Below are 23,583 nucleotides of genomic sequence, written 5' to 3'. Positions count from 1 at the left end.
TTGGGCGCCTCGCACTCACCGGGCTCATGCGGATGCGTCGGAGGCGGCGAGGACACCGGCGGGGTGGAGACCGGCGGGGTGGAGACCGGCGGCGAGGACACCGGCGGGCTCGACGGCTCCTCACAACCCGGCTCCGGCTCCTCCCCCGGCTTGGGCGCCTCACAGTCACCCGGCTCATGCGGATGCGTCGGAGGCGGCGAGGACACCGGCGGGGACGACGGGTGCGTGGGCGGGTTGGAGGGCTCGCCCGGTTCGTCGCCGTAGCCGCCGGGGTCCTCCGCGTGGGCGCAGAGGTCGCCGACGGCCGCCGCGGCGAAGCCGCCGAGTTCCATGCTCTTGCCGCAGACGTCAGCCGGCAGGAGGGCTTGGGCATGACCGGCGGTGGCGGGGCCCGACCCGTCGCCCGTGCCGGCGTGGGAGCCCGCGGCAAGGGCGAATCCGCCGCTCAGCGACAGGATGCCGGTCGCTGCCGCCGCGGTGAGTACTTTCCTGCTGATGATGGACCGCATACCGCTCTTCCTCTGGAGAAAGGGAGAGACCGGCGAGGATCCCCCCTCGCTCCGACCGGCCTGCTCCACGCCGACGTTCGCGTGGGATGGGCCAGACGGTATGGGGCGGCGCGGGGCGCACAGCGAGGGCCACACGGCAGCTGATCAGAAAATCATTCGATCAGCCGACCGTGGGGAACGGCGGCACGACGACCGCCATAAGTGCCCTTGAGGGCAGTGGGACTGATGTGGTGTCAGCCGCCGAGCGGGAGCCCACCGGGGACCGGGAGGCCGCCGAGGAGCGGGGCGCCCTTGGTGGTCTCGTTCAGCTGGGTGGCCGCGTCGGTGACGCTCTTGACCGGGGAGCCGTCCGTGGTGCTGCTGAGCATGTCCGTCTTCAGCCCATTGGCGGCGATCGCTTCGAGTCCACCGTTCAGGCTGGTGGGGGTCAGCGCCTCCGTGGCCATGGCGGGCGCGGCGGCACCCAGCGCCATCAGCGAACCGGCGACGACCGCGGCGACCTTGGTGGGCTTCATGAGATGAATCCTTCCGCTGTGCTTTCAAGTCACTTGCTGTACAGGGTTCTTGGCCGAATCCGGTACATCTTTCTGCTTCTGTAACGAGAAGTGCGCTCCCCGGAAACTCCGGGACGAAGGATTTCTCGACACTGCACCCGATCGATGCGGACCGGTGCTATTTGCCGATCGCGCTCGTCCGCGCCGGTCGGGCAGGCGTCGGACGCACACGCCTGTGCCGGTCCGGCGGAGGCCGGACCGGCACAGGACGCGGGGACGACTACCGCACCGGCAGCGGCGGCTTGACCGGGAGGTCGGGCGCGGCGACCGGGGGCTTCACCGGCGGGTCGACCGGCAGCTGAGGCGGGTCGACGGGCAGCTGAGGCGGGTCCACCGGCAGCTCCGGCACCCCCGCCGGGAGCGCCGGCAGGGCGGGCAGTCCGGCCAGGTCCGGCGCGGGCAGCCCGCTGCCGAGCACGGTGGCGACGGCCAGGTTGACCAGCGACGTCAGGGTCGCGGTGACCTGCGGGACGACACCGGCGGCATCACCGGAGGTGACGGCGGCGAGCAGCCCCGCGACCGCCTTCTCGACCGTGGCGAGGGCGTCGTCCACGACGTCCGCCGGTGCGGCCTTCGCGCCGGCGGCGACGGGCAGCGTCACGGGCGGCTTCACGGGCAGGCCCACGGGAGTCTCCACCGCGGGCGGCGTCACCGGCAGCTCGGGCGGGGTGGCGGGAAGCTCGGGCGGGGTGGCCGGGAGTTCCGGTGGGGTGACGGGGACGTCGGGTGCGGGCGTGTCCGGCAGCGGGGCCGGGGCGGCGCCCTTGGCCTGCTCGACGGCGGCCGCGATCTTCGTCTTGAGCGCTTCGGCGTCGGCCGCGGGGAGCCGGCCGGAGTCGGCCTTGAGCGCGGCGGTGACGAGTTCGGTCACGGGGGTCGTCACGGACCCGAGCTCTCCGAGCGCCTCGGCCTGGGTCAGCAGGGCGGCGGCTTCGGGGAGGGGTGCGCGGGCGGCCCGGTCGGCCGCGGTGGACGGATGGTGTTCGCCGGCGACGGCGGGTCCCGCCGCGCCGAGGGTGAGGACGGCGGATATCGCCAGGGCGGTGAGGCGGGGTGTAGCGAGGGGACGCATATGTGTTCCTTTTCCTTATGCGTCGGACAACTGCCCTCTCACGGTGCCTGCGGGTATAGCGCTCCGCAACCGCGGAACTACCGAGCGCCACGTCTCCCTTCGAGTGAATCCGGCCCGCCACCCTGCCCCCCGAAGGGGCGTACGCCGTTGCACCGAACGGCGCACGAGCATGCGGCCGAACGAGTACCGAACCAGTGGCGACAAGGAAAAAGCCGGTGCGCCCACCCCAGGGGATGGGCGCACCGGCTTCGGAAGGACCGATCAGGCGTGGCCGATCAGGCGTTGACGCAGGCGTTGCCGAAGGTCGGGTTCAGCGCGCCGATGACGCTGACGGTGTTGCCGCAGAGGTTGACCGGGATGTGCACCGGGACCTGGACGACGTTGCCGGAGCCGACACCGGGGGACTTCACGGCCGCACCCTCGGCGCCGGCGTCGGCAGCGGCGGCCCCGGCGGCACCGGCTACGGCGGCGGCGGCACCCACGGTCAGAACAACGGCCTTGGCGATACGGGACATGGAGAAGCTCTCCTCGATCGAAATTCAACTCGGACTGCGCGGACTGTTCGGCCCGGCTCCTTCAACAACGCCCCGGCTTTTCATCGGTTGCTCTCCCGAACGGGTGACGTTCAACCGATCTTTGGGCCATAGGAGGGCCATCCGGGGGACTGGGCGTGGAATGGCGCAACACGCACAACGAGGAACCTGCCACATGGATACGGGAGTTAGCGTTTCCGAGCATCTAATGCTTACTATCGCCCCGCGTCGGGGTTATAACGTTCCCGAGCGTTGCTTCCGGGCCGGCCGCGCGTTCACCCATTTCGTGCGGACGACATCTTCCTCCCGCCCGGCCATCTCGGGTCTTCCCTCTCTTCTCTCATCAAAGCGGAGAACCTGTATGCGGAATTCTGCGATTCCTGCCGTGCGTCGCAGCGCGCTGTGCGCCCTGTCGTGCGCGGCACTGACCGCCGCGCTGCCGGTCGCCTCCGCCGCCGCTCCCCAACCGCCCCGGGAGGCGGCCCGCGTCCCCTTCGCCGCGCGGTACGAGGCGGTGCAGCACGGCGGGGTCGTGCGCGCCGCCAACTCCTCGGCGAAGGGCGCGAAGGGCACCGAGTCGGTGAACGACGGCGCGACGATCGCGTACGTCGACGTGGACAGCGACCCCAACACGTACAACTCCAGCCGCGCCGAGCTCCGGGTGCCCTCGGGCGCGCGGGTCAGCTGGGCCCGTCTCTACTGGGGCGGCAACCTGCGGGTGGGCGAGCAGAAGCCGGCCGAGGACAACGGCCGGGTGCTGATCGCCGAGCCCGGCGGCTCGTACAAGGCGCTCCTCGCCGACTCGCTGATCGGTCACCGCACGGCGGACGGCGCCGACGCCTTCCAGGCCTCCGCCGACGTCACCGAGCTGGTCCGCTCGTCGCAGCCCGGCCAGTGGACGGTCGCCCAGGTCAACGTGGCCATGGGGCGTTCCGCGGTGGGCGGCTGGGGTGGCTGGACGCTCGTCGCCGCGTACGAGAAGTCGTCGGAACCGCTGCGTCGGATCGGCGTCTGGGACGGTTTCGAAACAGTCGGTCCGCGCGGCGGGGAACTCCGCGTCCCGGTCGACGGAAACCGTTTTCCCGAGGGGACGCGCGGGCAGCTCGGAGTGATCGCCTATGACGGTGACCGAGGCACTTCCGGGGATTACATCGCGGTGGATACGAGCCGCACGAAGAGCACCCTGCTCTCCGATTCCGCCAATTCCGCGGAAGACGTCATGAACTCCAGCATCACCGAATTCGGCGCCGGTCGTACAGTCCGCTTCCCCGATGGTACGAACACTCTGGGGTACGACTCCGACGTCTTCGATCTGCGGGATGCGCTGCGCGAGGGGGGCGACCGTGTCGAGGTCCGGTTCGGCAGCGAGAAGGACACCGTCTGGCTCGGTGCGCTCTTCCTCCAGGCGGACGTCCGGCGCTGACGTGCAGTCACCACTTGATACGGACCCCGCGTCCGTCACCGTCCTGCACGCGGTCCAGCCGGGTGACGGCGGGGTCGCACGGGTCGTCGTCGACCTGGTCCGCGCCCAGCGCGCCGCCGGCCTGCGGGTCGCGGTCGCCTGTCCGCCCGGCACCGCCCTCTCCGCGGCCGTCCGCGCCGAGGGCGCCGAGCCCCTCGACTGGCGGGCCGGGCGTGACCCCGGTCCCCAACTGGTCCGCGAGACCCGGGAACTGGCCCGGTTGATCCGCGCGGTCCGGCCCGGGATCGTCCACGCGCACAGTGCCAAGGCCGGGTTGTGCGCCCGACTCGCCCTGCGGGGACGGGTTCCGACGGTGTACCAGCCGCACGCCTGGTCGTTCGAGGCGGTCGAGGGGGCCACGGCCGCGCTCGCCCGCCGCTGGGAGCGGTTCGGCGCCCGCTGGGCGGACCGGATCGTCTGCGTCAGCGAGGCCGAGCGGCGTACCGGAGAGGCGGCCGGGGTCGTGGCGGACTGGTCGGTCGTCCACAACGGGGTGGACGTGGCCAGGTTCGCGACCGGGGGGCCGCCCGGCAACCCGTCCCCCACGGTCGTCTGCGTGGGCCGGCTCTGCCGCCAGAAGGGCCAGGACGTGCTGCTCGCCGCATGGCCCGCGGTCCTCGCGGAGGTGCCCACGGCCCGGCTCGTGCTGGTCGGCGACGGCCCGGACGGTGCGCGGCTGCGCGCCGCCGCCGGTTCCTCGGTGCGGTTCACCGGGGCCGTCGACGACACCGCCCCCTGGTACCGGGCGGCGGACGTGGTCGTCCTGCCGTCCCGCTGGGAGGGGATGGCGCTCGCCCCCCTGGAGGCCATGGCGAGCGGTCGGCCGGTCGTCGTCAGCGACGTGGACGGGGCCCGGGAGAGCCTCCCGCCCGCCCACGCACCCGAGTGCCTGGTTCCTCCCGAGGACCCGGCCGCGCTCGCCGCCGCTCTCGGCCGCCTTCTCGGCCGGCCGGAGTTGCGGCACCGCCTGGGCCGCGAGGCCCACGAGCACGTACTCAGCAGTTTCGATGTCCGGCGCACCGGCGCGGCCGTCGCGGACGTCTACCGCGAACTGGCCGGAGTGCGGGGAGCCGAGCACAGAGAGCCGATTGCGCAGTGACCACCGAAAGCACCAGCGTTCCCTCTTCGCCGGGCCCCTGGCCCACGGCGGGCCAGGCCTTCGGGCTCGCCTCCCTCGCGTCGCCGCGCCGCGGCACGCCCGACCGGCTCGCGCTGCCGCGCCACCGCCGGGTCCGGCCGCGCTCCGGCGTGGCACCGCTCGTGGCCGTCGACGGTCTGGCCGTCCTGGCCGCCACCTCCCTCCTGGGAGCGGCGCACCACGACGTCCGGCTGCTGCTGCCGGTCGCGGTGCTCGTCCTGGTCCTCGACGGCCGCGCGGGGCTCTACCGGCCGCCCGCGCACGCCCGGGCCCTGGACGAACTGCCCGCCCTCGCCTCCCGGGCCGGGGTCGTCTGGTGTCTGGCTGCCGCCGGCGTCGCCGCGTACTCCCCGGCACTGGCGATCGGGCCGCTGCGGCTGAGCGCCGCGTACGGCACGCACGTCGCCGTCGTGTGCCTGGTCCGGGCCCTGGTGCTGGCCCGGCGGCGCCGGATCGCGCGCGCCCATCCGCGGTCGGCGCTCGTCGTCGGCGGGACGGGGGCCGCGCGCCGGTTCGCCGCGTCGGTCGCCCAGCACCCCGAGTACGGGGTGCGGCCGGTCGGGATCGTCGGCGTACCGGAGCAGGGCGGTGCGCCCCGGGCGGCCGGGGAGGCCGGGCTTCCGGTGCTCACCACGACCGAGGAGATCCACCGGGCCGTCATCCAGAACGCCGTGTGCGACGCGGTGTTCCTGGACGACGACCCCGGCCTGATGACGCTCTTCCAGCACTACGGCTGCACCACCTGGCGGGTCGGCGGCCGGCATCAGGACGGGCCGATGGCCGCGCACGTGTGGGGGTACGCCTGGCACCGGGTCGCCGCGCCGGCCGAGCGGCGGCTGACCGCCAAGCGGGTCCTCGACATCGCGCTCGCCGCCCCGGCCCTCGCGCTCGCCCTGCCGGTGCTGCTGCTCTGCGCGCTCGCCGTACGCCTCTCGGACGGTCCCGGGGTGCTCTTCCGGCAGGAGCGGGTGGGGCAGCACGGCCGCCACTTCACCCTCCTGAAGTTCCGTACGCTGCGGCCCTCGGACGACACCGAGTCGGCGACCCGCTGGAACGTGGCGGGCGACCGGCGGATGAGCGCGGCCGGCGGATTCCTGCGCAAGAGCTCGCTCGACGAGCTGCCGCAGCTGTGGAACGTGCTGCGCGGCGACATGAGCCTGGTCGGGCCCCGGCCCGAACGCCCTTACTTCGTCGCCCAGTTCAGCAAGATCCACGTCGGGTACGCGGCGCGCCACCGGATGCCGGTGGGGCTGACCGGTCTGGCGCAGGTGCACGGTCTGCGGGGCGACACGTCGATCGAGGACCGCTGCCGCTTCGACAACCACTACATCGACCACTGGTCGCTCTGGCAGGACGTCTGCATCCTGCTGCGCACGGCGGCCGGGCTCGTCCGACCCACGGGGAGCTGAGGATGGCCACGGCCGTGACGACGGTGCCCGCGGTCCCCGCGGTGAGGGGGGCGGTGGACGTACGGGAGTGGGTGCACCGGGTCGGCGCGCTGTCCCCGGTGCTCGCCGTGATCGCGCTGCTGCTCGTCCCGGGCGGCGGCGGGGCGCAGGGCGGCACCGGCGGCACGGGGACGGTCGCGGACGCGGCCTCCGGGCTCCTCGTCGTGATCTGTCTCGTCCGGGTGCTGCGCGGCGGCGCCCGGCCGTTGACCCGGGCGGCGGCCGTGGTCCTCGGCCTGCCGGTGTTCGGGATCTGCCTGGCGGCGATCACCTCGAACGATCCGGTGGCGAGCCTGCCGGGCGTGGCCCGCTACGTGCAGGTCTTCGTGCTCGTGCCGGCGGCCGTGCTCCTGATGATCCGCGACCGGCGGGACTTCGCCGTGGTCGCCTGGGGGCTGGTCGCCTTCGCGCTGCTCCAGGGCGCGGTGGGGGTCGTGCAGTACCTGACGGGTACGGGTGCCTCGTACCAGGGCGAGGACGTCAGGGCCGTCGGCACCTTCGGGGCGACCGACGTGATGGGCATGGCGACGGTCGTGGCGTACGGGCTCGTGGTCGCCGCGGGGATCGCGCTCGGCAGCGCGCCGGGCCGGACGCGGACGGCGGCGCTGGTCTGCGCGGGCCTGCTCTTCGTGCCGCTGGTGCTGTCGTTCAGCCGCGGCGCGTGGATCGCGACCGTGCTCGCCTGCGGCATCCAGCTGCTGCTGTCGGGGCCGCGGCGGGCGGCCCGGGTGGTGCTCGCCGCGGGCGCGCTCGGCGTGGTCCTCGTCGGCGGTCTGGGGATCGGCTCGGCGATGGTGAAGGAGCGGGTCACCAGCATCACCCAGGTGGCGGCCGCGCCCGACCAGTCGGTCACCGACCGGTACACGATGTGGGCGGCGGCCGGGCGGATGTGGCGGGCGGAGCCGGTCACGGGCGTCGGCCTGAAGGGCTTCCCCGCGTACCGCGACTCGAACGCCTCCCTCGCGCTCTCCTCCGGCAGCGACACGGCCGGCGCGGGCGCCGCCTTCGCACGTCAGCCGCTGCTCTCCCCGCACAACATGTACCTCCTGGTGCTGAGCGAGCAGGGCCTGGTGGGACTCCTCGCGCTGGCCGGCAGCTGGGTGGCGCTGCTGGTGGGCGCGCTGCGCCGGTGGCGCCTGGGCGCGGACTGCGCGCTGGTCGCGGGCGGTCTGCTGGCCTGGCAGCTCATCGACTTCTTCTACGCGGACATCGGGGGCCCCTCGACCGTCCTGATGTCGGTCGTGCTGGGCCTCGCGGCCTGGTGGGCGCTGGCGGAGGTGAGGCGTGCGTGACCCGTGGGCGGGTGAACCGGAACCCACGGACACGCCGTGGCACGACGGACCGCGCCCCGCGCCCCGGCCTCCCTGCGGCGCACCGCTCACCGACCCCTGGCCCACCGCGCCTCCGGGGCCCACGGACTCCCCGTGGGCACCGGGGGCCGCGCTGCTGCCGGGGGCCACGGGCGCCGCGACCGGCGCGGTGACCGAGACCGTACGCGGTCTCCCGCAGGCCGCGCCGGTCCGTCCCACCGGGCGGCGGGCGCACGCCCGGAGGCGCGCGCCCCGCTCGGGCGGCGACCGGACGCAGGGGCGCGGGTTCCTGGCGAAGGCCGCGGCCGTGACCGCCGCGCTGACCGCGCTCGGTGCGCTCCTGGGGCTCGTACGGGACCAGATCCTGGCGGGGTACTTCGGGGCGGGCGCGGAGACCGACGCGTTCCTGGTGGCGTGGACGGTGCCCGAGTTCGCGTCGACGCTGCTGATCGAGGACGCGATGGCGCTGATCCTGGTGCCGGCCTTCTCCCGTGCGCTGGCGAGGCGTTCGGGGGGTTCGTCCGGCGACCCGGTGCGGGCCCTCGTGCGCGGCACGCTCCCCCGGCTCACCCTGGCCGTGGGGGGCGCCGCCGCGCTCCTCGTCGTCGCCGCGCCGCTGATCGTGTCGGCGCTCGCGCCGGGGCTGCCCGATCCGGGACTCGCGGTCGACTGCACGCGGCTCACCGGGACGTGCGTCCTGTCCTTCGCGCTGGTGGGGTACTGCTCGGCGGCGCTGCGCGCGCACGGCTGCTTCGTGCCGCCGGCCACCATCTACGTGGCGTACAACATCGGCATCATCGGGACGATCCTGCTGCTCCGCGAGCCGTGGGGGGTGCGTTCGGCCGCCGTCGGCGTCGCGGTGGGCGGTGTCCTGATGGTCCTCGTGCAGGCGCCGTCGCTGCTGCGCGAGCTGCGGACCCGGCCGGTGCCGGCGCGGGAGCCCGAGTCTCTCGGGGCCGGTGACGCGGGTGAGGGCCGGATCGTGCTGCTCGGGCTGATCGCGCCGGTCGTCGCGTTCTCGCTGTGCCGCCAGTCCCAGACCCTGATCGAGCGTTTCCTCGCGTCCCCGCTGCCCGCCGGCGCCATCTCGCACCTGAACTACGCGCAGAAGGTCGCCCAGATGCCGATGATCCTGTCCCTGATGCTGTGCACGGTCAGCTTCCCGGTGGTCGCCCGCGCGCTGGCGGCGGGCGACACCGAGGCGGCCCGGCGCCGGGTCGAGCGGGACCTGCTGCTCGCGGCCCTCGTGGTGCTCGTCGGCGCCTCGACCGTGATCGCCGCGGCCCCCAGGATCGTCGAACTGCTCTTCGAGCGCGGTGAGTTCAGTGCCGCCGACACCACCTCCACCGCCGCCGTCATGCGGGTCTACGCCCTTGGGCTGCTCGGCCAGACGATGGTCGGCGCCCTCGTCCGCTGCTACTTCTCCGCCGCCCGCCCGCTCTGGTACCCGGCCGTCGCCATGGCCGCCGGTCTCGCCACCACCGCCGCCGCGGGCGTCCCCGGCGCCCATTACTGGGGCGCGGTCGGCATCGCCGCCGCCAACGCCCTCGGGATCACCGTCACCGCCGTCCTGCTGCTGCGCGGCGCCCACCGGCAGGCCGTCCCGGTCCAGGTCGACCGGCTCGGCGAGGGCCTCCTCCGGCTCGCCACCGCGGGCGCGTGGGCCACCGGCGCCGGCTGGCTCTGCCAGCTCGCGATCGGCCCCGCCGCCCTCGCCGTCGCCGTCGCCTGCCTGGCCGTCGGCGGCGTGTTCCTGCTCTTCATCGCCTGCGCCGCCAAAGCGCCCGACATTCCGCCCCTGCCCCGCTCCGCCTCCCGGAGGACCCCCCATGCCCGCCGCCACCGCGCTGCGCCGTCTGCTGCCGAAGCCGCCCCTGTGGGTGAAACCGCCCCTGTGGGTGGCGATGTACCACTCGATCACGGACACCGGTGACGACCCGTACCGGGTGGCCGTCTCCCCCGTGCGCTTCGCCCGGCAGCTGCACTGGCTGGGCGACCGCGGACTGCGCGGGGTCTCGGTGCGGGAGCTGCTCGCCGCCACCGCGGCGGGGCGCGCCAAGGGCCTCGTCGGCCTCACTTTCGACGACGGCTACGCGGACTTCCTCGACTCGGCGCTTCCGCTGCTGCGCCGGCACGGGTTCACGGCGACGGTCTACGTCCTGCCGGGGCGGCTCGGCGGCGAGAACGCCTGGGACACCGGCGGGCCGCGCAAGCGCCTCCTGAACGAGGACGAGATCCTGCGGATCGCCGGGGCCGGCATGGAGATCGGCTCGCACGGCCTGACGCACGTCTCGCTCACCGAGGCCGACGACGCGGTGCTCGCCGCCGAGACCCGGCACAGCCGCGAGCTCCTGGAGGAGATGACCGGCGCACCGGTGGACGGCTTCTGCTACCCGTACGGGCAGGTCGACCCGCGTACGATCCACGCCGTACGCAAGGCCGGGTACCGCTACGCCTGCGCGATCGACCCGGGCCCGCACACCGGCGCGTACGCCCTGCCCCGCGTGCACATCGGCGAGGACGACACCTCCTGGCGGCTCACCGCCAAGCGCGTCCTGCACCCGCTGCGCCGCCGCCACCCCGCCGATCTGGTCCCCCACCGGCAGGACCCCGGCGCGGTGGGTGCGCGGTGAGGGTCCTGCACGTCATCACCGGACTCGGCATCGGCGGCGCCGAGCAGCAGTTGCGGCTGCTGCTCCGTCACCTCCCCGTGAGCAGCGGAGTGGTCACCCTCACCAACCCGGGCGCGGTCGCCGCGGGCATCGAGGCAGACGGCACCCCCGTCACCCACCTGGGCATGGCCGGGAACCGCGACCTCGGCGCGCTGCCCCGGCTCGTCCGCATCGTCCGCCAGGGCCGCTACGACCTCGTCCACACGCACCTCTACCGGGCGTGCGTGTACGGCAGGACGGCGGCCCGGCTGGCCGGGGTACGCCGGGTGATCGCCACCGAGCACTCGCTCGGCGAGACCCAGATCGAGGGGCGGCCGCTGTCCGCCGGCACCCGCGCCCTGTACCTCGCGTCCGAGCGGCTCGGCACCTCCACGGTCGCCGTCTCGCCCAGCGTGGCCCGCCGGCTCGCCGACTGGGGGGTGCCCCCGGCCCGCATCCGGGTCGTGCCCAACGGCATCGAGACGGACCGCTTCGCCTTCGACGCGGCCGGCCGCCGCCTCGCCCGGCGCGCCCTCGGCATCCCCGACGACGCCTACGTGGTGGGCGGGGTGGGGCGGCTGACGCCCGGGAAGCGGTTCGACCGGCTGGTCCGGGCGGTGGCGTCGGTACCGGAGGCCCGCCTGCTCCTCGTCGGCGAGGGCGGACACCGCGAGGAGCTGCTGCGGGTGGCCCGGGAGTGCGGGGCCGCCGGCCGCGTGCTGCTCGCCGGGGCCTGCGAGGACCCCCCGGCCGCCGACCCGGCCGGCCCGTCCCTGCCGCAGCTGCTCGCCGCGATGGACGTCTTCGTGTCCACCTCCCCCGACGAGGCCTTCGGCCTCGCCGTCGTCGAGGCGCTCGCCGCCGGCCTGCCCGTGCTGTACGTGGCCTGCCCCGCGATCGACGACCTGCCGCCGGACGCGGCACCCGGCGCGCGCAGGATCGGCGAGACCGTGCCCGAGCTGGTCTCCGCGCTGAGCGGGATCCGGGACGCCCGGCTCGTCCGGCTGCCCGCGCCGGCGGCCGCCCGCCACTACGACATCGCGCACAGCGCACGGCAGTTGATGTCCCTCTACGACCAGTCCGTCCACGGCACCCCGTCCCCCGCGAAGTGAGAGAACCCACGCCCATGAAGACCAACCCACCCCGCGCCCTCCTTCCCGCAGGCCTGCGGGCCCCCGGCCGCTGGGCCGTCCTGCCCGCCGCCGTCCTCGCCGGCGCCGCCCTCGGCGGCGGCTACGGGGCGCTGAAGACCCCGCAGTACGCGGCGACCAGTTACGTCATCGTCGTACCGGCCGAGAAGTCGGACCCGGCGGCGGCGCTCGGCTACGCCCAGGCGTACGGGCGGGTCGCCACCGACATCGCGGTGACCGGCGACGCACAGGTGTGGGCGGGGGTCACCGCCGACACCCTGCGCAGGAACGTGCAGGCGGCTACCTCCCCGGACGCCCCGATGATCTCGATCACGGCCCGCGCCGAACGGCCTTCGAAGGCCGTGTCCATGGCCGACGGCGTGGCCCGCGCACTCGTCCTGAACAGCACGCACGTCGCGGGCAGCACCGGCGTGAAGGTCGTCCAGTTCTCCCGCGCCACCAAGCCCGTCGCCCCGGTCTCGCCCTCCGCGCCGCTCTCCGCGCTGGTCGGCGGATGCGCGGGCGGGCTCCTCGGCGGCCTGGCCCTGCTGGTCCGCCCGAAGCGCGGTGGCGCGCGCGGCGAGGCCCGGCACTCCCGGCAGGCCGCGGTCCCGGCCTCCTCCGCCGCCGTGCCCGCCCCGGCGGTCGCCACGCACCAGCCGGAGGCGGTGTGACCCCGAGGACCCTGCGGATCGAGGTCTGCCGTGACGAGGAGGACTTCGGGCGCCTCGCGGCCGAGTGGACGGCGCTGTACGGACGCTGCTCCGCCGCGACCCCCTTCCAGTCCCACTCCTGGCTGCACTCCTGGTGGCTCTCGTACGGCCGGCCCGGTGCGCTGCGGGTGGTGCTCGTACGACGACAGGACGGCCGGCTCGTCGCCGCCGCGCCCCTGATGCGGGCCCGCGGACCGCTGCCGGTGCTCACCCAGCTCGGCGGCACCATCACCGACTTCACGGACGTCCTCCTCGACGACGACTGCCCCGAGGCCGTGCCCGCCCTGGCCCGGGGGCTGTCCCGGGCCGCACGCGGCGCGGTCGTCGACCTTCGGGAGGTACGGCCCGGGGCGGCCAGCGAGCGCGTCTTCGCCCACTGGCGCGGCCCGCGCCGACGGCTGCCCGACTCGCTGTGCCTGGAGCTGCCCGCCGTACCCATGGAGGGGCTGCTCGAACGGATCCCCTCCGGGAAGGCCCAGCGGGTCCGCGCGAAGCTGCGGAAGCTGGACGCGCTCGGCATCGACGCGCACATCGTCTCCGGGGAGGAGGTGCCGGCCGCCCTCGACCGGCTGCTCGCGCTGCACCGCCTCCAGTGGCAGGGCCGCGGCGTGACCGCCGAGCACACCAGCCGGCGGTTCGCCCAGCACCTCACCCGGGCCGTACGGCCGATGGTCGAGCGCGGCGACGCCATGGTCACCGAGTTCCGGCTCGCCGGTGACGTGGTCGCCGCCGACCTCACCCTCATGTCGCCGCGGCTCGCCGGCGGCTACCTGTACGGAGCCGACCCGGCCCTGCGGGCCCGCAAGGTCGACGTCGCCACCATGCTGCTGCGCCACGGGGCCCGCGAGACGAGTTCCGGCGGCCGCGCCACCCTCAGCATGCTGCGGGGCAGCGAGTCGTACAAACAGCACTGGCGCCCCGAACCCGTCCGCAACCGCCGCCTCCTCCTCGCAGGCCGCGGTACGGCCCCGCTGCTGTGGCTCCGTGCCGGCGCCGCCGACGCCCGCCGCTGGGCGGCCGACCAGGCCCGCCGGCGTCCCTGGGTCCGCCGCGCGGTCGACCGGCTCCCCGGCCGCGCGCCCTCCGGCGGCGGAGGATGAGCTCCGCCGCCGTGAGCGTCCGGCCGGTCAGAAGGGCCAGACTCCCGTCAGCGCGTCCTTCCAGTCGAGATCGACCTCGTCCTTCCACGAGTCCTTCGGCACGCACACGGGCCCACCGATCCAACTCTCGACCCACGAACCGAGATTCACGGTCCAGCAGCTGGGCTCGGGCTTCGGTTCCGGCTTGGGCTCGGGCTTCGGTTCCGGCTTCGGCTCGGGCTTCGGTTCCGGCTTGGGCTCGGGCTTGGGCTCAGGCTTGGGTTCCGGCTTGGGCTCGGGCTTCGGTTCCGGCTTCGGTTCCGGCTTGGGCTCGGGCTTCGGTTCCGGCTTGGGCTCGGGCTTCGGTTCCGGCTTCGGCTCGGGCTTCGGCTCGGGCTTCGGTTCCGGCTTCGGCTCGGGCTTCGGTTCCGGCTTCGGTTCCGGCTTCGGCTCGGGCTTCGGTTCCGGCTTCGGTTCCGGCTTCGGCTCGGGCTTCGGTTCCGGCTTCGGCTCAGGCTTCGGCTCAGGCTTCGGAATCGGGTCCGTGGGGTCCGTCGGGTCGACCGGGTCCGTGGGATCGGTCGGGTCCGTCGGGTCGACGGGGTCGGTCGGGTCGACGGGATCCGTCGGGTCGGTCGGGAGTTCCGGTTCGGCTCCGTAGAGCGCCTGACGGAAGACCAGGGACGACTGCGGATTGTCGTCGCACTGCCAGACGCCGTGCGGGCAGTAATCGGTGATCGTGTGGTACAGCGGCTTGTGCTGCTTCATCCATTCCAGCATGCGCCGCATGTACGTGGGATTGTCGCCGTTCCGGAAGAGCCCCCATTCGGGGTAGGAGATCTGCTTTCCGTGCTCGGCCGCGAAATCGACCTGCTTCTGGAGCCCGTACGGCTCGCTGACGTGCTGGTCGAAACTCATTCCGGGCGGCTGGTCGTACGAGTCCATGCCGATGATGTCGACGACGTCGTCACCCGGGTAGCACTCGGTCCACGGGACGGCGTCGCGGCCGCGGCTCGGGTTGAAGTCGAAGCGGAACTTCTGGCCCGGCACGGAGCGCATCGCGGCGACGATCCGGTTCCAGTACTTCTTCCACGCGGTGGGGTCGGGCGCGCACCGGTGGGTGTAGGTGGTGCCGTTCATCTCCCAGCCGAGGACGATGACGGTGTCGGTGGCGTCCAGTCCGACGAGGCGTTCGGCGAGGGTCCTGAAGTGGTGGTCGTAGTAGCCGGCGGCCCCGAGCTGGAGCTGGCGGCGGACCTCGTGGTCGGAGACGCCGGCCTCGTTCCGCTCCAGCATGGGCACGTTGAGGACGAAGAGGCGGTCGGGCCGGTCGTTGCGCCAGTCGGCCCAGGCGTCGAGGAAGCCCGGGGGGCCCTCGATGCTGCTCCACCGCTCGCCGGGCAGGTAGGTGTGGCCGACGCGGAGCTCGTGGCCGCCGAGCCAGCGCTCCAGCTGCCCGATGCGGGCGACCCCGAGCGCGCCCGAATCGAGGAAGGCCCCCATGGCACCGGCGAGGGTGGGTGTGGGGTCCTTCGCCGCGACGGGGTCGGCGGCGTGGGCGGGGGACGACAGGGCGACCGACCCCGTGGCCAGGAGACCGGCGGTGAACACCCCCAGCCACCTTCTCGATGTTCTTCGTCGCGCAGCTGCCATGGCCGCTCCTTAGCGTCGTTCGCTTTTTGATGATCCGTCAATCCGATGCTCTGAAAGTATTCCTAATGAGCCGACCGTGAACTCGGCTTCCCTCTGCTCAGTAGTCCATTAGAGGATTTCATCGCCCGGTTGGGGCACCCGAGTGGAAAGGCATGCCGTGCCGCACGGTCAGAGTTTCGACACCCGCGTCCCCGCCGTCCTGGTGCGGCTCGACCGGAATCCCTTTCACCACGGGACGCTCGGCGCCACGCGTTCGCTGGGAAGGGCGGGAATCCCGGTCCACGCCGTCATCGGGTCGGGTGCCGGTCCGGTCGCCCGCTCCCGCTACCTCCGCTCGGCCCGCACGCGCCCCGTCTCCGCCTCCGCCGCCGAGCTGGCCGCGGCGCTGACGGAGACGGCCGACGAGATCGCCGACAGCCCGTCACATCCGTTGCTGCCGGTGCCCCTCGACGACGTCAGCGCCCTGGCGCTGGCCCGGCACCGCGCCGAACTCTCCCCCCGGTTCCTGCTGCCCGAGCAGAGCGAGGAGCAGCTGCTGCGGGTCGCGGACAAGGCGGCGCTCGCCGAGACCTGCGCGACGCTCGGTCTGCCCCATCCGCGGACCGAGCTGCCCACCGGCGACGACGAGGCGGCCGCGATGGCGTGGGCGCTCGGTCTGCCGGTGGTCGCGAAGTGGAGCCGGCCGTGGCTGCTGCCGGCCGGGGCCGGGCTGCGCAGCACCACGATCGTGCGGTCGCTCGCGGAGGTACGGGAGCTGTACGCCCGGACCCCGGAGGCGGGCAGCCGCCTGCTGCTCCAGGAACTCCTCCCGGCGGGCCGGGACCTGGACTGGTTCTTCCACGGGTACGTGGACTCCCGGGGCGGCTGCGCGACCGGGGCGACCGGCCGCAAGGAGCGCTCCTGGCCGGACGGGGCGGGGCTCACCGCGGCGGGCCGCTGGACGGTGAACCCGGCCGTGGACCGGACAGCCCGCGAGCTGCTCGACGCGCTCGACTACCGGGGCGTGTGCGACCTGGACTTCCGTCTCGACCGGGCGACCGGCGCGTACCACCTGCTCGACTTCAACCCCCGGCCCGGCGCGCAGTTCCGGCTCTTCGCCGACGCCGCCGGCCTGGACGTGGTCCGGGCGCTGCACCTGGACCTCACCGGGCGTCCGGTGCCGCCGTACTCCCCCGCGTACGGCCGCCGGTTCCTGGTCGAGAACTACGCGGCGCTCTCGCTCCTGGCCTCGCCGCGCCGCCGGTACACGGCCGAGCCGGGGGCCGCGCGGCAGCGGACGGAGTTCGCCTGGTGCGCGGCCGACGACCCGGCGCCCGCGCTCGCCATGGGTCTCGCCTGGACCGCTCATCTGCTGCGCAGGGCGCTGACCGCGCTCCGCCGGATGCTCCGGGTGGGGCGGACACGCCCGCAGGGCGCCGTTCCGCCCCCCGCGGCCCGCAGCTCCTCCCACCAGCTCACCCCACGATGAAGGCGGAAGGCACGATGTCGAAGTCGTCGAAGCCGATGTACGACCTGGTGGTCGTCGGGGCCGGACCCTACGGTCTGTCCGTGGCCGCGCACGCGGCGGCCCGCGGACTGGACCTCCGGACTTTCGGCCGCTCGATGGAGTCCTGGCACGCCATGCCCCCGGGCATGTTCCTGAAGTCGGAGCCCTGGGCCTCCCACCTCTCCGACCCTCGGGACGCGTTCGGGCTCGACGCCTACGCCGCGGCCCGGGGCGTCCGCGCCACCCACGGGGTGCCGCTGCCGGTCGACTTCTTCGCCGCGTACGGCGACTGGTTCGCCCGGCAGGCCGTGCCGGCGCTCGACGAGCGCCTGATCGCCTCCGTGGCGCCCGCCGCCGGGGGGTTCGAGCTGCGGACGGAGGACGGCGAGCCGCTCCGTGCCCGGGCGGTGGCCCTCGCCGTCGGCGTCCTGCCGTTCACGGAGATCCCCGGGCCGCTGCGCGGACTCCCCCGGCGGTACGTCACCCACTCCAGCCACCACGGCGAGCTCGACGGCTTCGCCGGCCGGGACGTCACGGTCGTCGGCGCGGGCCAGGCGGCCCTGGAGACCGCCGCGCTGCTCACCGAGGGGGGCGCCGCCACCGTCCGGATCGTCGCCCGCGCGGACCGGCTGAACTGGAACACCCCGCCCCCGGCCCTCGACCGCGGCCTGTGGCCGTCGCTCCGCGCCCCGCACACCGGACTCGGCTGCGGCTGGAGGAACAAGCTGTACGCGGACACCCCGGGCGTCTTCCGGCGCCTGCCGGCGGCCACCCGTGAGCGGATCTTCGACTCGGCGCTCGGCCCGGCGGGCGCCTGGTGGCTCCGCGAGCGGTTCGCGGCGATCGGGGACGTACGCCTCGGGCAGCGGATCACCTCGGCGGCGGTGACCGGGGACGAGCGGCTGCGGATCGACGTCGCCGGGCCCGGGGGGACGACGGTCCTGGAGACCGACCACGTCGTCGCGGCCACCGGTTTCACCCCGAGCCTGGACCGGGCCGGCGTGCTCTCCCCCGCGTTGCGCGGCGCCCTGCGCACGGTCGGCGCGGGCGGTGCGCCGGAGGTGGGCGCCCTCTTCGAGTCCTCGTGGCCCGGCCTGTTCCTCGCCGGGCTGCTCACCGCCCCTTCGTACGGCCCGTCGATGCGGTTCGTCTTCGGCGCCCGGTACACGGCGGGGCGCCTGGTGAGGGGCGTGCGGCAGCGGCTGCGGACGGGCGGGGCGGTGGGCCGGCCGCGTACGGGCGGGAAGGCACCGGTCACGGCATGACCGAGGGCCGGCCCCGGGGAGCGGATGCTCTCCGGGGCCGGCCCCGTGCCTGCGTGGTGCCGTGGATCAGGCGTTGACGCAGACGTTGCCGGCGGCCGGGTTCAGGGCGCCGATGACGTTCACGCTGTTGCCGCAGACGTTGATCGGCACGTGGATCGGGATCTGCACGACGTTGCCGGACAGGACGCCGGGCGAACCGATGGCCACACCCTCCGCCTCCGCGTCCGCGAAGGCCGGCGACGCCGCACCCATGGCCATGATGATTCCGGCGATGACGGCCGCAGCCTTCTTACAGTTCATTTCGTCTGGATCCTTTCCTCGGCGGAATACATTTCCGCAGCACACAAGACAACGAACACGCCTCGAAAAGGAAACCGAAACGTCGGGGGGCTTCCCTCTTTCACCCCATTGCCCGCACGGAAACAGGGCCGGAGGGGAACGTCACCGTTCCCTCCGGCCCTGTTCCGCGCGACGCGGATCAGCCGTTGTAGGCACCGTTGCCGGAGAGCACCGGGATGTCCTCGACGATGTGCGACAGCGGCTCGTCACCCTTGGCCTGGGTGGAGTTCTCGGTGCACTGCTGGTTCTGCGGGGAGGACAGGACGTTGATGTCCTGGACGGCGACCGGGACGAGGACGCCGACGACCGAGCCGACGTTGCCCTTGACCGGGACACCGAGGCAGAGCTTGTTCAGCGAGCCCTGGACGGCCGAGAACTGCGGGCTCATGTCACCGGTGGTCTTCGAGTTGCCGAAGGACTGGTGCGCGCCGTTGCCCGAGAGCGAGGTCGTGCCGCCGTCGTCGGCGATGGCGAGCGCCGGGGAGGCCGCCGCAGCAGAAGCGCCGACAACAGAGGCCGTAACAGCCGCAGCCGCCATAATCTTCTTGATCACGGTGATTCCGTTCCTGTTCCCACCAATCGACCTGATTGATGCGACGGGATCAACTGCGGGCGGTGGCTTTGGTTCCGGCGCTTCACCCGTTCGACTGGGTCCGCGTTTCGCGCTGCCGAGTGCGCTCCCCCAAGGGGGTGACACTGCGGAACCCTTGCGTCCGGGGGTAGTTGATCAGGCAGCTCCCTGCACGGAGCCGGTTTCTAGAAGGGAACTCCCGTGATCAAGAAGGTTATGGCCACCGCGGCCGCGGCCGTCTCCATCGTCGGCGCCACCGCCGCCGTGGCCTCCCCCGCGCTCGCCATCGGCAACGACGGCGGCACCACGTCGCTCTCGGGCAACGGCGCGCACCAGGAGTACGGCAACTCCGCCACCTACGGCAACATGAGCCCGCAGTTCGCGCTCGTCCAGGGCTCCCTGAACAAGCCGTGCGTGGGCCTGCCGGCCAAGGTCAACGCCGGTTCGCTGATCGGTGCCATCCCGATCGCGGTCCAGGACATCAACGTCCTGTCCTCCCCGCAGAACCAGCAGTGCACCGAGAACTCCACCCAGGCCAAGGGTGACGAGGCGCTCTCGCACATCCTGGACGACATCCCGGTCCTGTCGGGCAACGGCGTCGGCAACCACTGACGTTCCGCCTCCGCGCGTCGACGTTCACACGTCAGGGGCCGCCCTCCGGGGCGGCCCCTTTCGCGCTGCTACCAGGTCGGCCACACCGGTGCGGCCATCAGCCGCTCCCACTCGCGGTCCGGCATCCCCGGGACCGTGCGCCCCGCCTGCACCCACTGGGTCACCAGCGCGGAATACAGCGGGAATGGCGTGTGGTCGGGAGGGGGTGGTTCACTCACATATCGGCTCTTCGGAATGAAGGCCATCCGTTCCCATTTTCCGGGATCCGGCGCCATCTTCGCTCCTTCCGCTGCGATTCCCGCATCATTACACAGGCGCCGCAGGAGAGTGATTCGTCCTGTCCATGTCGCGTCGCGTACCTGTGTGCGAGCGGGGTCGAAATAGCGTGCGGGTCATGAAATTCCCGCGTCCCCGGCGGCTGCGCCGCGCGCTGCTCGCCTCGGCGGCCTTCACCGCTCTCGCCGCCCTCGCCCCCGGCGCCCTCGCCGTCGCGCCGTCCGGCCTCCCCTCCCCCGAGCAGGGACTCAACCTGCTGGTGGTCGGCACCGACAGCCGCAAGGGCGTCACCGACGAGGAGAAGGAGCGCTTCCGCCTCGGCGGAGAGGAGTGCGACTGCACCGACGTGATCATGCTGGTGCACGTCTCGGCGGAGAACGACCGGATCAGCGTCGTGAGCCTGCCGCGCGACTCGCTCACCTCCTTCCCCGACCAGCACCGCGACCGGCGCACCGGGAAGGTGCACGCCGCACACCCCGCGAAGATCAACAGCGCCTGGGCGGAGGGCGGTCCGCCCTTCACGGTGGAGATCGTCGAGTCGATGACCGGGCTCCCCGTCCACCGCTACCTGGAGATCGACTTCCGCCGCTTCATGGACACCGTCGACCGGCTCGACGGCGGGGTGCCCGTCTGTACGGCGGAGCCGCTCAAGGACCCGGTCACCGGCATCGACCTCCAGCCGGGGACCAAGCGGGTCGCCGGCGGCGAGGCGCTCCAGTACGTGCGGTCGCGGCGGGCCGACGGCCAGATGGACTTCGGCCGGATCCAGAAGCAGCAGAAGTTCGTGGTGAACACGTTCGAACGGCTCCGCGAGGGGGTCCTGGAGGACCCGGAGGCGCTGCGCGACTTCGCGGCGACGCTGCGCGGGACGGGCGCCGTCGAGCGGGGCATCTCGACGGCGGAGCTGCTGACGCTCGCCGCCCGGCTGAAGGACCTGCCCCCGGACCGTACCGAGTTCTCGACCGTGCCCGTCCGCGGTTTCAACCCGAACATCGCGGGCGTCGGGTCGACGCTCGCGTGGGACGAGGAGGGGGCCGCCGAGGTCTTCGGGCGGCTGCGCGAGGACCGGCCGCTGCCGGAGGCCGGGGCGGTGGCGCCGAGCCAGATCGCGGTGGGCACGTACCGCCCCACGCCGGGGTCCTCGCTCATCTGCCCGTAGTCCGTCCGGTGGACTTCCCGGAACCTCCGGGCTTCTGACCAGTTGATCAGCGCGGCTCGGTACTCAGCGAGCCAGGATCCGAAAGGCTCGAACAATGAAGAAGCTTCTGGCGACGGCCGCTGTGGCCGCATCCGTTCTCGGCGCGACGGCGGCGGGTGCCGGTCAGGCGCTGGCGATCGCCGACGACGGCGGCACCACCTCGCTGTCGGGCAACGGTGCCCACCAGGAGTTCGGCAACTCCAGCACCCACGGCGACATGAGCCCGCAGTTCGCGCTCGTCCAGGGCTCCCTGAACAAGCCGTGCGTGGGCCTGCCGGCCAAGGTCAACGCCGGTTCGCTGATCGGCCTGATCCCGATCGCGGTCCAGGACGTCAACGTCCTGTCCTCCCCGCAGAACCAGCAGTGCACCGAGAACTCCACCCAGGCCAAGGGTGACGAGCCGCTGTCGCACATCCTCAGCGACATCCCCGTGCTGTCCGGCAACGGCGCCGGCAACAGCTGAACGACGCCGCTCGGCAACGGCGCGGCCCCGTCACCCCTCCTCGGAGGAGCGACGGGGCCGTCCCCGTTCCGCGCCGCGGTCAGAGCGCGCGGCGCAGCTCGGCCGGGTCGGTGACCGGGGCCTCGCAGGTGAAGTGACGGCAGACGTACGCGGCCGGTCGTCCGGCCACCAGCGGGCGGTCCTTCAGGAGCGGGAACTCCTCGCCGTCGGGGGTCCCGGCGGCGACCACCGCGCCGGGGGCGGTGGCCAGCAGCGCGGTACGGCGCAGCTCCTGGAAGGCCTCGTCTCCGGGGGCGCCCACGACGGCGATCTCCCGGGGCCCGTCGAGGAGGGCCTCGGCGACGGCGAGGCCCCAGCCGATGAAGCGGGGCGCGCGGGGGCCGAGGGCCTTGACGACGCCGAGCGCCCCCTCGGCGGCGGCGCGGTGGGCCTCGGAGCCGGTATGCGCGGCGTAGGAGAGGAGCGCCCCGGCGGCGGCGGTCCAGCCCGAGGGCGCGGCGTTGTCGGTGGGGTCCTGGGGACGCCGGATGAGGGCCTCGGCGTCGTGGGCCGTGTCGTAGAGCGCGCCGCCCTCGGCGACGAAACGGTCGAGGACGTTGTCCAGGAGGAAGCCGGCGAACTCCAGCCAGGCGCCTTCGCCGGTGACGGCGGCGAGGGCGAGGAACCCCTCGGCCACGTCGGCGTAGTCCTCCAGGACTCCGGCGTTGGTGCCGGCCCGGCCGTCCTTGGAGGTGCGGGTGAGCCGGGCCTGCTCGTCCATGTGGACGCGGACGAGCAGGTCGGCGGCCTCGGTGGCGCGCTCGACCAGGTCGGGGCGGCCGAAGAGGGCGCCGGTCTCGGCGAGGGCGGCGATCGCGAGCCCGTTCCAGGCGGCGACGACCTTGTCGTCGCGGCCTGGGCGGGCCCGCTCCTCGCGGGCGGCGAGGAGCCGGGCCGCGATCGACGCGATCCGCTCGGCGTCGGACGGGCCCGCGCCCTGCGGGAGCTGGAGGACGGAGCTGCCGTGCTCGAAGGTGCCGTCCTCGGTGACGCCGTAGTGGGCGGCGGCGAGGGCGGCGTCCTCCGCCCCGAGGACCTCGGCGAGCTGCCCCGGGGTCCACGCGTAGAAGGCGCCCTCGACGTGCTTGCCGGTGCCGTCGTCGCTGTCGGCGTCGAGGGCCGAGGCGAAGCCGCCCTCGGGGGTGCGGAGCTCGCGGACGAGGAAGTCGGCGGTCTCCAGGGCGACCCGGCGGGCCAGGTCGCTGCCGGTGGTCTTCCACAGGTGGGCGTAGACCCGGCAGAGCAGGGCGTTGTCGTACAGCATCTTCTCGAAGTGGGGGACGACCCAGGCGCGGTCGACGGCGTAGCGGGCGAAGCCGCCGCCGAGCTGGTCGTAGATGCCGCCGCGGGCCATCGCCTCGCAGGTGTCGGCCGCCATCTGGAGGGCGCCCTCGGAGCCCGTACGGGCGTGGTGGCGGAGCAGGAACTCCAGGGCCATCGACGGCGGGAACTTGGGGGCGCCGCCGAAGCCGCCACGGGTCGCGTCGTACTCGCGGGTGAGGCCGAGCAGGGCCTGCGCGAGCTCCTCCTCGCCGGGGACGCCGTCGCCGCCGTAGGCCAGGGAGCGGCCCGCGAGGTCCTTCACGATCCGGTCGGCGACCTCGCCGACCTCCTCGCGGCGGCCGGTCCAGGCGTCGCGGACGCCCTCCAGGACCTCCGGGAACGAGGGCATACCGTGGCGGGGCTCGGGCGGGAAGTACGTACCGAAGTAGAACGGGGCGGCGTCCGGGGTGAGGAACACGGTCATCGGCCAGCCGCCCTGGCCGGTGGCCGCCTGGACCGCCTCCATGTAGACGGCGTCGACGTCGGGGCGCTCCTCGCGGTCGACCTTGACGGCGACGAAGTGCTCGTTGACCAGGGCGGCGGTGGCGTCGTCCTCGAAGGACTCGTGCGCCATGACGTGGCACCAGTGGCAGGAGCTGTACCCGACGCTCAGCAGCACCGGGACGTCGCGGCGTCGGGCCTCCTCGAAGGCCTCGGCCGACCACGGCCACCAGTCGACCGGGTTGTCGGCGTGCTGCAGGAGGTACGGGGACGTCTCATGGGCCAGTCGGTTCGGCATACCGCCCATCCTGCCGCAGC

The 23,583-nt window shown here is 73.7% G+C and carries 21 protein-coding genes and 1 pseudogene; 14 read left to right on the top strand and 8 right to left on the bottom strand.

What is annotated here, in order from left to right:
* From AC067A_RS00175 to AC067A_RS00160, 4 genes and pseudogenes are all read right to left on the bottom strand, one after another.
* Positions 1 to 509 (bottom strand): annotated as a pseudogene (locus tag AC067A_RS00175) (hypothetical protein); the annotation flags it as partial.
* 233 nt (positions 510 to 742) lie between these two features.
* Positions 743 to 1,024 carry a hypothetical protein gene (locus AC067A_RS00170; RefSeq protein WP_478612329.1) on the bottom strand — a complete coding sequence of 94 codons (282 nt, stop codon included), beginning with the start codon at positions 1,022 to 1,024 and terminating at the stop codon, positions 743 to 745.
* Between the two features lie 259 nt (positions 1,025 to 1,283).
* Positions 1,284 to 2,135, bottom strand: a complete 852-nt coding sequence (locus AC067A_RS00165) for a hypothetical protein (protein ID WP_478612326.1) — start codon at positions 2,133 to 2,135, stop codon at positions 1,284 to 1,286.
* A gap of 275 nt (positions 2,136 to 2,410) precedes the next feature.
* Entirely contained in the window at positions 2,411 to 2,650 is a 240-nt protein-coding gene (locus tag AC067A_RS00160) for a chaplin (protein WP_478612324.1), read from the bottom strand.
* Between the two features lie 379 nt (positions 2,651 to 3,029).
* Here AC067A_RS00160 and AC067A_RS00155 point away from each other — a divergent pair, with 379 nt between their 5' ends.
* The 9 genes from AC067A_RS00155 (at position 3,030) to AC067A_RS00115 (ending at position 13,620) form a co-directional block, all read left to right on the top strand.
* Positions 3,030 to 4,091 carry a DUF3344 domain-containing protein gene (locus tag AC067A_RS00155; protein WP_478612321.1) on the top strand — a complete coding sequence of 354 codons (1,062 nt, stop codon included), beginning with the start codon at positions 3,030 to 3,032 and terminating at the stop codon, positions 4,089 to 4,091.
* A gap of 1 nt (position 4,092) precedes the next feature.
* A complete protein-coding gene (locus AC067A_RS00150) occupies positions 4,093 to 5,229 on the top strand; it encodes a glycosyltransferase (protein ID WP_478612319.1) in 1,137 nt (378 codons plus the stop codon).
* A complete protein-coding gene (locus tag AC067A_RS00145) occupies positions 5,226 to 6,677 on the top strand; it encodes an exopolysaccharide biosynthesis polyprenyl glycosylphosphotransferase (RefSeq protein ID WP_478612317.1) in 1,452 nt (483 codons plus the stop codon). Before AC067A_RS00150 ends, AC067A_RS00145 begins: the two co-directional genes overlap by 4 nt.
* A 2-nt stretch (positions 6,678 to 6,679) precedes the next feature.
* Positions 6,680 to 8,008 carry an O-antigen ligase family protein gene (locus AC067A_RS00140; RefSeq protein ID WP_478612314.1) on the top strand — a complete coding sequence of 443 codons (1,329 nt, stop codon included), beginning with the start codon at positions 6,680 to 6,682 and terminating at the stop codon, positions 8,006 to 8,008.
* A 187-nt stretch (positions 8,009 to 8,195) separates the two neighbouring features.
* Positions 8,196 to 9,959 carry a lipid II flippase MurJ gene (locus AC067A_RS00135; RefSeq protein ID WP_478613462.1) on the top strand — a complete coding sequence of 588 codons (1,764 nt, stop codon included), beginning with the start codon at positions 8,196 to 8,198 and terminating at the stop codon, positions 9,957 to 9,959.
* Positions 9,856 to 10,659 carry a polysaccharide deacetylase family protein gene (locus AC067A_RS00130; protein ID WP_478612312.1) on the top strand — a complete coding sequence of 268 codons (804 nt, stop codon included), beginning with the start codon at positions 9,856 to 9,858 and terminating at the stop codon, positions 10,657 to 10,659. The genes AC067A_RS00135 and AC067A_RS00130 overlap by 104 nt, the downstream gene beginning before the upstream one ends.
* Positions 10,656 to 11,789 (top strand): glycosyltransferase, encoded by a 1,134-nt coding sequence (locus AC067A_RS00125; RefSeq protein WP_478612310.1) that lies wholly within the window; start codon positions 10,656 to 10,658, stop codon positions 11,787 to 11,789. The genes AC067A_RS00130 and AC067A_RS00125 overlap by 4 nt, the downstream gene beginning before the upstream one ends.
* A 14-nt stretch (positions 11,790 to 11,803) precedes the next feature.
* On the top strand, positions 11,804 to 12,481 hold the full coding sequence (locus AC067A_RS00120) for a YveK family protein (protein ID WP_478612307.1): 678 nt from the start codon (positions 11,804 to 11,806) through the stop codon (positions 12,479 to 12,481).
* Positions 12,478 to 13,620, top strand: a complete 1,143-nt coding sequence (locus tag AC067A_RS00115; protein ID WP_478612304.1) for a GNAT family N-acetyltransferase — start codon at positions 12,478 to 12,480, stop codon at positions 13,618 to 13,620. Before AC067A_RS00120 ends, AC067A_RS00115 begins: the two co-directional genes overlap by 4 nt.
* A 27-nt stretch (positions 13,621 to 13,647) precedes the next feature.
* Here the strand turns inward: AC067A_RS00115 and AC067A_RS00110 are convergent, their stop codons facing one another.
* Positions 13,648 to 15,252 carry a glycoside hydrolase family 26 protein gene (locus AC067A_RS00110; RefSeq protein WP_478612301.1) on the bottom strand — a complete coding sequence of 535 codons (1,605 nt, stop codon included), beginning with the start codon at positions 15,250 to 15,252 and terminating at the stop codon, positions 13,648 to 13,650.
* Between the two features lie 157 nt (positions 15,253 to 15,409).
* On the opposite strand from AC067A_RS00110, the gene AC067A_RS00105 reads away from it, so the two are divergent.
* On the top strand, positions 15,410 to 16,720 hold the full coding sequence (locus AC067A_RS00105; protein WP_478612298.1) for a carboxylate--amine ligase: 1,311 nt from the start codon (positions 15,410 to 15,412) through the stop codon (positions 16,718 to 16,720).
* Between the two features lie 35 nt (positions 16,721 to 16,755).
* Positions 16,756 to 18,003, top strand: coding sequence for an FAD-dependent oxidoreductase (locus tag AC067A_RS00100; RefSeq protein ID WP_478613460.1), 1,248 nt, complete (start codon positions 16,756 to 16,758; stop codon positions 18,001 to 18,003).
* 66 nt (positions 18,004 to 18,069) lie between these two features.
* Here AC067A_RS00100 and AC067A_RS00095 read toward each other — a convergent pair whose 3' ends face one another.
* Positions 18,070 to 18,303, bottom strand: coding sequence for a chaplin (locus tag AC067A_RS00095; protein ID WP_478612295.1), 234 nt, complete (start codon positions 18,301 to 18,303; stop codon positions 18,070 to 18,072).
* A gap of 178 nt (positions 18,304 to 18,481) precedes the next feature.
* Positions 18,482 to 18,895: a rodlin gene (locus AC067A_RS00090; protein ID WP_478612293.1), complete on the bottom strand. Its 414-nt coding sequence runs from the start codon at positions 18,893 to 18,895 to the stop codon at positions 18,482 to 18,484.
* Between the two features lie 219 nt (positions 18,896 to 19,114).
* On the opposite strand from AC067A_RS00090, the gene AC067A_RS00085 reads away from it, so the two are divergent.
* The 3 genes from AC067A_RS00085 to AC067A_RS00075 all read left to right on the top strand — a co-directional run bounded on the left by AC067A_RS00085 (position 19,115) and on the right by AC067A_RS00075 (position 21,462).
* Entirely contained in the window at positions 19,115 to 19,525 is a 411-nt protein-coding gene (locus AC067A_RS00085; RefSeq protein ID WP_478612290.1) for a rodlin, read from the top strand.
* Positions 19,526 to 19,919: 394 nt separating this feature from the next.
* Positions 19,920 to 20,960 (top strand): LCP family protein, encoded by a 1,041-nt coding sequence (locus AC067A_RS00080; protein ID WP_478612287.1) that lies wholly within the window; start codon positions 19,920 to 19,922, stop codon positions 20,958 to 20,960.
* Positions 20,961 to 21,054: 94 nt separating this feature from the next.
* Positions 21,055 to 21,462: a rodlin gene (locus AC067A_RS00075; RefSeq protein ID WP_376482981.1), complete on the top strand. Its 408-nt coding sequence runs from the start codon at positions 21,055 to 21,057 to the stop codon at positions 21,460 to 21,462.
* Between the two features lie 79 nt (positions 21,463 to 21,541).
* Here AC067A_RS00075 and AC067A_RS00070 read toward each other — a convergent pair whose 3' ends face one another.
* Entirely contained in the window at positions 21,542 to 23,563 is a 2,022-nt protein-coding gene (locus AC067A_RS00070; RefSeq protein WP_478612282.1) for a thioredoxin domain-containing protein, read from the bottom strand.
* Between the last annotated feature and the right edge of the window lie 20 nt (positions 23,564 to 23,583).

It is taken from the genome of Streptomyces sp. NPDC043176, from assembly GCF_056436715.1.
Note: the sequence above shows the minus strand (reverse complement) of the source record. Positions and strands in the feature narration are given on the sequence as shown.